Genomic DNA, 9,142 nt, shown 5'->3' with positions numbered 1-9,142 from the left:
GGATCTTCAGTGTTTGAAGATCCTGTGTACGTCACTCGATCAGGAAGAAAAGATTTCCGTGTAACGACGAATCCATTGGTCATGCACAGTCGCCAGGAAGGCGTTGTCGTGCATGATCGCCTTCTCGGCAATCTGCTCCGGCGTGAGGATGTACGGGCTCTTGCGCGCTTCGGCGGAGATGATCGCCTTGGCGTTGACCGGGCCGTTATAGATGTCTTCAGCCATCTTGCCCTGCACCAGCGGGTCCAGAGAGTGGTTGATGAAGGCGTAGGCCATGTCGGTATCGCCCGGACGATTCTTCGGCATCACCGACAGCATCAGGTCGGTGTAGAAACCTTCCTTCATGCCGAACGTGGCGCCCAGGCCGTAGTTCGGATCGCGGATCTGTTTCGGGAAGAACGCTGGTGCGTACAGGCCGCCCATGTCCAGGGAACCGGTGCGGAACAGTTCGGCGATCTGGTTCGGGTTTTCGCCCAGGGTCACCACACGATCCTTCAGCTCGGCGAGCTTCTTGAAGCCCGGTTCGATGTTGTGTTCGTCACCACCGGCCAGTTTGGCGGCGATGATGATCAGGTCCATGGCCTCGGTCCAGTTCGGCGGCGGCAGGAAGATGTTCGGGGCCAATTCTGGATCCCACAGGGCCGCGTAGCTGTCCGGTGCTTGTTTCTGGGTGCGGGTGCTGTAGACCAGGCTGTTGCACCACAGCAGGTAACCGATACCGTGGCCATTGGCGCCGGTGCGGTATTTCTCCGGTACATCGACGAGGTTGGGAATGCGGTTGAGGTCAGGTTTTTCCAGCAGGTTGGCGGCGGCCAGACCTTCGGCGCCGACGCCTGCCAGGGTGATGATGTCGTACTGCGGACGATCACCGCCGGCCTTGAGTTTGGCGACCATTTCCGAGGTACTGCCGGTGCGGTCAGCGATGACCTTGCAGCCGTACTTGTCTTCGAAGGTCGCGGCGATGTTGCGCAGTGCAGCCAGGCCGGTGTCATCGGACCAGGTCAGCAAACGCAGGGTCTTGCCGGCAAAACGTGTGTCGCTGGCATTGGCCTTGATGAACGGCATGCTCATTGCCGCTGCTGCAACCGAGGCTACGCCCACGGTCTTGATGAATTGACGTCTGTTCAGATCATGCTCGCCCATTACGGACTCCCTTTGTTTTTGTAGGTATAAGGCAGGTCGAAACTGTTGCATCCGCGCGACTGGACCAGCGTTATCCCTCGTATTTTCGGGGGTTTGGCTGAGCCAGCAAGTTCATCCTGAGGTCGTGTAAAACACCTGACTATCGATAAAAACTCATTGAAGCCATGACGCCAGCGCATGCCTCCTGTAGGAGCGAGCCTGCTCGCGAAAGGTGCAGAGGCACCGCGCTCGTTCAGGCTAACCGCGTCATCGTTGACGTCCTTCGCGAGCAGGGCTCGCTCCTACAGGGATTGGCGTCAGACGGCCCGGATCACGTGTTTTATTTCCTGGAAAGCCTGCAAGCCCCACGGCCCCAATTCACGGCCGATGCTGCTCTGCTTGTAGCCGCCCCAGGCGGTCTGCGGAAAGATCACCTGCGGCGCGTTGATCCACACAAGCCCCGCCTGCAATGCGTTGGCGACGCGATCGGCGGTCTGTGCATCGCGTGTCACCACGCTGGCCACCAGGCCAAACTGGCTGTCGTTGGCCAGGGCAATCGCTTCAGCCTCAGAGGAGAAACTGCGCACGCAGATCACCGGGCCGAAAATCTCTTCACACCACAGCGCACTGTCGAGGGGCACTTCGGTGAACACCGTCGGCTGCAAAAAATATCCGCGCGGCAGGTCGGCCGGGCGATTGCCACCGCAAACCAGCTTGGCGCCGGCACTCAGACCGCGGTCGATGTGACCGAGCACGCGCTGGTATTGCGCCTGATTGACCAGCGCGCCCATTTCCACGTTCGGCTCGAACGGGTCGGCCACGCGAATCGCTTCGGCACGCGCCTTCACGCGGGTCAGGAATTCATCGGCCAGCTCATCGGCGACCAGCACGCGGCTGGTGGCTGAGCACATCTGCCCGGCGTTGAAGAAACCACCGCCGCAGGCCACTTCCACCGCCAGGTCGAGATCGGCATCGGCCAGCACCAGCAGCGAAGATTTGCCGCCCAGCTCCAGGCTCACGCCCTTGACGGTTTCCGCCGCCCGTTGCATGACCTGCACACCGACCGCGTTGCTGCCGGTGAACGACACCTTGGCGATTCTCGGGTCCGCCGACAGCGGTGCGCCAACGGCCAGGCCGGTGCCGCACACCAGGTTGAACACACCCGCTGGCACACCGGCTTGGGCGATGATCGCCGCCAGTTCCAGCTCCGGCAGCGGCGTCACTTCCGAAGGCTTGAGCACCACGCAGCAACCGGCGGCCAGGGCCGGGGCGAGCTTCCACGCAGTGGTGACCATCGGGAAGTTCCACGGCACGATCAAGCCGACCACACCGCACGGCTCACGGCGCAGGCGAGCGCTGAAGTCGTCGGTCGGCAGCTCTATCGCGCTGTCTTGTTTGGCGTCCAGGCCTTCGGCCAGGCCGGCGTAATACTCGAACGTGGCGATCACGTCATCAACGTCGATAGCCGCTTCGAACTGTGGCTTGCCGTTGTTGCTCGACTGCAAGTGCATCAGTTTTTCACGATTGGCCTGCACGCCCGCGGCGATTTTGCGCAGGATCGCGCCGCGTGCGGCACCCGTGGTTTTCGACCAGTCTGCGAACGCCTGGGTCGCCGCGCTTACCGCTTGATCAACAGCGTGCTCATCGCCGCCATTCACCGTGGTCAACAGGGCTTCGGTCGCAGGGTTGATCACCCGCAGGTGTTCGTTGCCGGCCGACCACTGGCCGTTGATGTACAGGCCATCCAGCGTTGTAGGGAACGTCATTTCGACACCGCCTGCATCCACTCGGCCTGGTCGATTTCAATCAGGGTCGGGCCTTGGCGATCAGTGGCCATACGCAATGCGCCTCGCAATTGCTCGACACTGCTGACCGCTTCGGCCGCACAACCCAGTGCCTTGGCCACACCGATGAAGTCCGGAGTGTAGATGTCCACGCCGACCGGCTCGATGTCGCGGTTGACCATGTATTTCTTGATCTCTTCGTAGCCCTGGTTATTCCACAGCAGCACGATCACCGGGGTGCGCGCCTCAACGGCGCTGGCCAGTTCCGGCAGAGTGAATTGCAGGCCACCGTCGCCGATCAGGCACACCACCGGAGGACGCGCGCCACCTTCGACGCTGCCACCGAGCCAGGCGCCAATCGCCGCCGGCAAGGCGTAGCCGAGGGTGCCGTAACCGGTGGACGAGTTGAACCAGCGACGCGGACGCTCCGGGTTGAACGTCAGGTTGCCGGTGTACACCGGTTGCGTCGAGTCGCCGACGAATACCGCGTTCGGCAATTCATGCAGCACGGTTTCGAGGAATCGCGTCTGAGCCAGGGTCGGTGCGTCCCAGGTCGCGGCCAGCTCTTCACGCAGACAAGCGGCGCGCACCTGGCCCCAATCGTTGCGGCGCTCGGCCAGGGACTTGTGCGACAAGGCGCTGAGCAAGGCCTGGGCGGCGTTGCGYGAGTCGGCCACCAATGCCACGTGCGGCGGGTAGTTGCGCACGGTCTGGTCCGGGTCGATGTCGACGCGCAGCAGTTGGCCTGGAATCTCGAAGCCACCGGCGAAGGTCACGTCGTAGTCGGTCTCGGCCAGCTCGGTGCCAATGGCCAGGACCACATCGGCCTCGGCGACCAGCGCACGGGTAGCGACCAGGCTCTGGGTCGAGCCGATCAGCAACGGGTGGCCGGAGGCGAGCATGCCCTTGGCATTGATGGTCAGCGCTACCGGTGCGTCCAGCAGCTCGGCCAGTTCAGTCAGCTCGGCCGCCGCGTCGATGGCACCGCCACCGGCGAGAATCAGCGGACGCTTGGCGTCGGCCAGCAATTCGGTCATGCGTGACACGGCGCTTGGCGAAGCACCGGCGCGGTCGATATTGACCGGCAGGCTGGCGAGCAAGTCGTCGGCTTCTTCGACCAATACGTCCAATGGAATTTCGATGTGCACCGGACGTGGACGGCCAGCCTGGAACAGTGCAAAGGCGCGAGCCAACACACCCGGCAACTCCGACGCCGACATCAGGGTGTGGGAGAACRCCGCGACACCGGCACACAGTGCGCCCTGGTTCGGCAGCTCATGCAGCTTGCCGCGACCGCCGCCCAACTGGCTGCGCGATTGCACGCTGGAGATCACCAGCATCGGGATCGAATCGGCGTAGGCCTGGCCCATGGCGGTGGTGATGTTGGTCATGCCAGGGCCGGTGATGATGAAGCACACACCGGGTTTGCCGCTGGTGCGGGCGTAGCCGTCGGCCATGAAGCCGGCGCCCTGTTCATGGCGCGGCGTGACGTGGTTGATGCTCGAACGGGCCAGCCCGCGATACAGCTCAACGGTATGCACCCCCGGAATGCCGAACACCTGCTCGACCCCGTAGTTTTCGAGTAACTTGACCAATACTTCGCCGCACGTCGCCATGTGAATTGCCCTTCTTGTTCGATTTGAGACGCCGGGCATGCGCTGTGTTTATGATGGATTCGCAGGCCCGGGAATGGCCTCATTGGAACGGGCGACAGGTAGCCGCAACAATGGATAAAAAGTCATACTAGCCATGTCCTCACGTCATACCTTGGATCCCAATGAAACGACTGCCTCCCCTGCCGGCGCTGCACACTTTTCTGATTACCGCGCAGTGCTGCAATTTCACCCGGGCCGCCGAACAGCTGCACATCACCCAGGGCGCGGTGAGTCGACAGGTCGCCGGGCTGGAAGATCATCTGGGTTATGAGCTGTTCATCCGCCTGGCCCGAGGCCTGGACCTGACGGCCGAAGGGCGGGAATGGCTGCCACGGGTGCAGCAGATTTTCGGTCTGATCGACGAGGCGGTCGAGCAGATCGGCGAGAAGCGCGAAACCCTGCAACTCAAGGCCCCGACCTGCGTCATGCGCTGGTTGCTGCCGCGTTTGTTGCAATGGCAAAGGGAGCGCCCGGACGTGCCGGTGGAACTGACCACCACGGTCAAGCACGGCGTGGATTTTCATCGCGAGCAGTTCGATGCGGCGGTGATGTACGGCGCACCGCCGGACGATTCATTGATGTCGCAAAAACTCTTCGACGAACAACTCACGCCGGTGTGTTCCAGACCGATGCTCGAAGGCCCCATGCCCCTGCAGACCCCGGCCGATTTGCAACAGCACCTGTTGCTGCACCCGACCCGCGACGAGCGTGACTGGAAGGCCTGGTTGAAAGCCGCGGATGTGCATTTGACCAATGTCGGCAAGGGCCAGCATTTCGAAACACTGGACCTGGCGATGTCGATGGCGTCCCAGGGAACGGGGGTGGCGATTGGCGACTGGTCGCTGATCGGCGATGACCTGAACGCCGGGCGGCTGGTCATGCCATTCGAATTGAAGGTGACAACGGGGCTGGCGTACTACCTTGTTTTCCCCGAAAAACCCGGACCTTCGCCGAAGTTGCGTGAATTGATGGGGTGGTTGGTGGAGCAGGCTCAGAGCCGCTGAACCCTGAAAGGCCTGGTATGTAACCCTGTGGGAGCGAGCTTGCTCGCGATGGCGTCGGGTCAGTCGACATCAATGCCGAATGATCAACCGCTATCGCGAGCAAGCTCGCTCCCACAGGTGATCGGTGTGCTCAATAACCGACCGCAAACCGCTGCCGCGAATGCTTCGGCGTTTCCACTTCGTCGAGCATCGCAATTGCGTAGTCGGCAAAGGTAATCCAGCTGCGCCCTTCGCTGCTCACCAGTAAATCATCCTGACCGAGGCGGAATTTCCCCGTGCGCTCGCCCTCGACAAATTCAGCCGACGGCGACAGGAAGGTCCAGTCCAGTTGCTGTTCCTGACGCAGGTTCCCCAGGAATTCGGCACCGGCACTGGCTTCGGCCTTGTACGCGTCCGGAAAACCTTTGCTGTCGATCACCCGCGTGCCATCCGGCAACAGGAGCGAACCGGCCCCGCCCACGACCAGCAGGCGTTTGACTCCGGCCTGTTTCACCGGCCCGATGACAGCGCTGGCAGGCAGGGTCGCGAAATGCGCGGCGCTGATGACTACGTCATGGCCCTCGATGGTTGCTTGCAAAGCATTGGCATCCAATGCGTCGATGTCGCGCGTGATCACACCGGCACGCTGGCCGATTTTCGCCGTGTTGCGGGCAATGGCGGTAACGCTGTGACCACGACGCAGGGCTTCTTCCAGCAGTTGGCTACCAGCACGACCGGTGGCACCGATGATTGCGATTTTGCTCATGACACTCTCCAGTTGGCTTGAAAGTTTTGATATCAAAGACCTGCTGCCTCTTAAACTCATTCACCCCACTTCATCTCGCCCTTGGCGACCTTGGCGCTCAGCTCCAGGGAGCTTTCATCACCCAGGGTCGGGAAGCGTTTTTTCATCGCCGCGATCAGCGCGGCAGAATCCTTGGCCTTTGCGGTTTCCTCGTCGAAAGCCTTGATGTAAGCGGCGGAGAACTGCACGGCTCCCAGGGAGCGATCGCTCTCGCCGAGGTAATGACCCGGCACCACGGTCTGCGGTTTCAGGGCTTCAATGGAATGCAGCGTAGCCAACCAATCGGCATGGGACTGTGGTGTTTGCGTGTCAGCCATCCACACGTGGATGTTCTGCGCCACCACGACGCCACCGACGACCGCCTTGATCGACGGAATCCACACAAAGCTGCGATCCGGCTGCGGACCCTCAAGACCAACCACCTGCAACTTCTGCCCTTCGAGGTTCAGGCTGTCGCCCTTGAGCACACCTGGCACGATGGTTTTGGCCGGCACGTCGGTGCCCATTTTCGGGCCCCAGAACGCCAGTTTGCCGTCGACGGTTCGCTTGATGTGGTCAACGGTCGGCTGCGAGGCGAGGACCTTGGCCTTGGGGAACGCAGCCGTCAGGGTATCGAGGCCGAAGTAGTAATCCGGATCGCCATGGCTGATGTAGATGGTGGTCAGCTGCTTGCCGCTGGCGCGGATTTTTTCCACCAACTGCTCGGCCTGGGACTTGCCGAATTGTGCATCCACCAGGATCGCTTCTTTCTCGCCGCTGACCAGTACCGAGGTCACCGGAAAGATGGCTTTTTCACCGGGGTTGTAGACATCCAGCGTCAGGGTCGAGGCGGCTGCATGGGCGGCAAAACCGAAGGCCGCGCTTGCCAGCAAAATGCGCTTTAAAGTGGTGAAACCGATCATCTGTTGCTCCGTATTCCGAATGGCTGTCGTGGTCCCTTGTAGGAGCGAGCTTGCTCGCGATGGTCGTAAACGATGACGCGTACTTGCCGGTTAAACGCGGCGCCTGGGGGTCCATCGTCGGAACGCCGCCCGGAGCAAGCTCGCTCCYACAGGGAACAGAGCTTAGTTGCCTGACTCAGTACAAAAAATGCGATGCTTGAACATAGTTTGTTTCTGAAAGCGGGCAAATCATGGATCGTCTTCAAGCAATGCGCGTGTTCGTCACGGTGGTCGACCTCGGCAGCCAGTCGGCCGCCGCCGATCATCTGGAGCTGTCACGGCCAGTGGTGTCGCGGTATCTGGCGGAACTGGAAGACTGGGTTGGCGCGCGCCTGATGCATCGCACCACGCGCAAATTGAGCCTGACCGCCGCCGGCAATGAGATCCTGCCGCGCTGTCGGCAGATGCTCGATTTATCCACCGACATGCAAGCCGCCGTCAGCGAGCCGGATGACGCACCGCGCGGCCTGCTGCGGATCAGCGTCAGCACCTCCTTCGGCCAGGCGCAACTGGCCGATGCCATGGCCGTGTATGTCCGACGCTACCCAGGCGTCAGTATCGACATGCAGATGCTCGACCGCACTGTGAACCTGGTGGATGAGCGCATCGACCTGGCGATCCGCACCAGCAACGACCTGGACCCGAACCTGATCGCCCGCCGCCTGACGGTTTGCCGCTCGGTGATCTGCGCGTCCCCCGCTTACTTGCGCGAACATCCCGCGCCGCAACGGGTCGAGGACCTGAGCCGGCACAATTGCCTGACCCATTCCTACTTCGGCAAAAGCCTGTGGCATTTCGAACAGGACGGCGAGCAGGTTTCTGTACCGGTGCAGGGCAACATCAGCGCCAACGAGGCCAGCACGCTGTTGCGCGCAACGATCGCCGGTGCCGGGGTGGCGATGCTACCCACGTATCAGGCCGGCGTGCACATTCACAGCGGCGAATTGATTCGCCTGCTGCCGACGGCCGAACCCCGGCAAATGAACGTGTATGCGGTGTACGCCTCACGCAAGCACATGCCGGCGGCATTGCGCAGCTTGCTGGATTTTCTGGTGGTGAGGTTTCCGGAGGAACCGGAGTGGGATATCGGGTTGTGAATGGAAACCCTGTGGGAGCGAGCTTGCTCCGGGCGGCGTTCCGACGATGGTGTCAGGTCAGTCGACAACAATGCCGGATGATCCACCGCTATCGCGAGCAAGCTCGCTCCCACAGGAGACATCAGCGTTCTGAATGTCGCGGTACATCCATGACGCGGCTTGCTGGTAACTCACCGGCGCTGACCTATGCTCAAAGTAATACCGAAAGGTATTCGTTCAGAGGTCAACGCCATGAACATCAGAACAAGAAGATACCTCGCGATCTTCATCACCTGCGCGGTCACGCTCGGGCTGTATGGCGCTGCCGCCTGGCGCGTAGAGCAACTGCGCAACCTGCCCCGCGAATATGCGAGCTGCAACTTCGAGCGCTGCATTCCCCACAACGCCACCCTCAACGCCCTCCGGTAACGAAGGGGGTCAGGCTTCGTTGTCCTGATCGGCCTTCAAGCGGTCGCGAAAGGCCTTGGGCGAAATCCCCACACGACGCCGGAACAGGCGCGTGAAGTTGGTCGGATCGGAAAACCCCAACACGTCGGACATTTCATAAATGGTCATGCCGGTGTAGGTCAGCAAACGCTTGGCCTCCAGCAATTGCCGTTCGTGCATGATCTGCAATGCCGGTTGCCCCGCCAGCTCACGACAGGTGCCATTGAGGTGCGACACGGAAATCCCCAGCCGGTGCGCCAGGTCCTCGACCTTGACGTGCTGGCGATAGGTCTCTTCCACCAGTTGAATAAAGCCGTTGAGGTATTCCC

At 61.5% G+C, this 9,142-nt stretch carries 9 protein-coding genes; 3 read left to right on the top strand and 6 right to left on the bottom strand.

The features are described from left to right. Nucleotides 1-39 precede the first annotated feature (39 nt). The 3 genes from ACXRVY_RS10605 to ACXRVY_RS10595 form a co-directional block, all read right to left on the bottom strand. Entirely contained in the window at nt 40-1,143 is a 1,104-nt protein-coding gene (locus ACXRVY_RS10605; protein WP_007986100.1) for an ABC transporter substrate-binding protein, read from the bottom strand. Nucleotides 1,144-1,439: 296 nt separating this feature from the next. Continuing rightward, the gene (locus ACXRVY_RS10600) at nt 1,440-2,888 is read right to left on the bottom strand and encodes an aldehyde dehydrogenase family protein (protein ID WP_223460033.1); all 1,449 of its coding nucleotides are present in this window, start codon (nt 2,886-2,888) and stop codon (nt 1,440-1,442) included. Further along, nucleotides 2,885-4,522, bottom strand: coding sequence for a 5-guanidino-2-oxopentanoate decarboxylase (locus ACXRVY_RS10595; protein ID WP_458237360.1), 1,638 nt, complete (start codon nt 4,520-4,522; stop codon nt 2,885-2,887). The genes ACXRVY_RS10600 and ACXRVY_RS10595 overlap by 4 nt, the downstream gene beginning before the upstream one ends. A 161-nt stretch (nt 4,523-4,683) precedes the next feature. Here ACXRVY_RS10595 and ACXRVY_RS10590 point away from each other — a divergent pair, with 161 nt between their 5' ends. After that, entirely contained in the window at nt 4,684-5,565 is an 882-nt protein-coding gene (locus ACXRVY_RS10590) for a LysR substrate-binding domain-containing protein (protein ID WP_223460029.1), read from the top strand. Between the two features lie 130 nt (nt 5,566-5,695). On the opposite strand, the gene ACXRVY_RS10585 is transcribed toward ACXRVY_RS10590, so the two are convergent. Continuing rightward, entirely contained in the window at nt 5,696-6,310 is a 615-nt protein-coding gene (locus ACXRVY_RS10585) for an NAD(P)-dependent oxidoreductase (protein ID WP_223460027.1), read from the bottom strand. Nucleotides 6,311-6,366: 56 nt separating this feature from the next. Further along, complete coding sequence (locus tag ACXRVY_RS10580; protein ID WP_223460025.1) at nt 6,367-7,251, bottom strand: MBL fold metallo-hydrolase; 885 nt, start codon at nt 7,249-7,251, stop codon at nt 6,367-6,369. A gap of 230 nt (nt 7,252-7,481) precedes the next feature. On the opposite strand from ACXRVY_RS10580, the gene ACXRVY_RS10575 reads away from it, so the two are divergent. Together ACXRVY_RS10575 and ACXRVY_RS10570 are read left to right on the top strand one after the other, a co-directional pair. Continuing rightward, nucleotides 7,482-8,387: a LysR family transcriptional regulator gene (locus tag ACXRVY_RS10575; protein WP_223460023.1), complete on the top strand. Its 906-nt coding sequence runs from the start codon at nt 7,482-7,484 to the stop codon at nt 8,385-8,387. Between the two features lie 231 nt (nt 8,388-8,618). Beyond that, nucleotides 8,619-8,795: a hypothetical protein gene (locus tag ACXRVY_RS10570; protein ID WP_007986083.1), complete on the top strand. Its 177-nt coding sequence runs from the start codon at nt 8,619-8,621 to the stop codon at nt 8,793-8,795. 9 nt (nt 8,796-8,804) lie between these two features. On the opposite strand, the gene ACXRVY_RS10565 is transcribed toward ACXRVY_RS10570, so the two are convergent. Further along, a partial coding sequence (locus ACXRVY_RS10565) for a helix-turn-helix transcriptional regulator (protein WP_458237359.1) occupies nt 8,805-9,142 on the bottom strand: 338 nt, incomplete at its 5' end.

Source organism: Pseudomonas sp. P5_A2_2 (assembly GCF_054177685.1).
This window is presented reverse-complemented; position numbering and strand designations above follow the sequence as displayed.